At 72.5% G+C, this 766-nt stretch carries 1 pseudogene; it reads left to right on the forward strand.

The features are described 5' to 3' along the window. Nucleotides 1–766 (forward strand): annotated as a pseudogene (locus E4099_RS32560) (type IV secretion protein Rhs); the annotation flags it as partial.

Raw genomic sequence — 766 nt, forward strand, 5'->3', positions numbered from 1 at the left:
GGCTGCCGGCTCCCGCCCCACCCGCCGCACCACACCCACCGGCGCGATCACCACCTACGCCTACGACGCCGCGGGCAACCGCACCACACTGACCACCTCCGGACACACCCTGGCCTCCGAGCACGACGCGGCCGGCCGCGAGCGGGTCCGCCGCATCGGCGACACCCTGACCCTCACCAACACCTTCGACCCCCTGGGCCGCCTCACCACCCAGCACCTCACCGGCCCGTCCGATACGCACATCCAGCACCGGGCCTACACCTACCGCCCCGACGGCCACCTCACCGGCATCACCGACCACCTCGACGGCCCCCGCAGCTTCGACCTCGACGCCGCGGGCCGCGTCACCGCCGTCCACGCCCACGCCTGGACCGAGACCTACGCCTACGACGAGGCCGGCAACCAGACCCAGGCCACCTGGCCCACCGAACACCCCGCCCAGGACGCCACCGGCGACCGCGCCTACACCGGCACCCGCATCACCCGCGCCGGCACCTACCGCTACGAACACGACGCCGCGGGCCGCCTCACCCTCCGCCAGAAGACCCGCCTGTCCAAGAAGCCCGACACCTGGCACTACACCTGGGACGCCGAAGACCGCCTGCGCACCGTCACCACCCCGGACGGCACCACCTGGCGCTACCTCTACGACCCCTACGGCCGCCGCACCGCCAAACAACGCCTGGACGCGGACGGCTCCGTGGTGGAGGAGACCACCTTCACCTGGGACGGCCCCACCCTCATCGAACAATCCACCACCTGTCTC

The organism is Streptomyces palmae, from assembly GCF_004684805.1.
GTDB classification, from domain to species: Bacteria; Actinomycetota; Actinomycetes; order Streptomycetales; family Streptomycetaceae; genus Streptomyces; species Streptomyces palmae.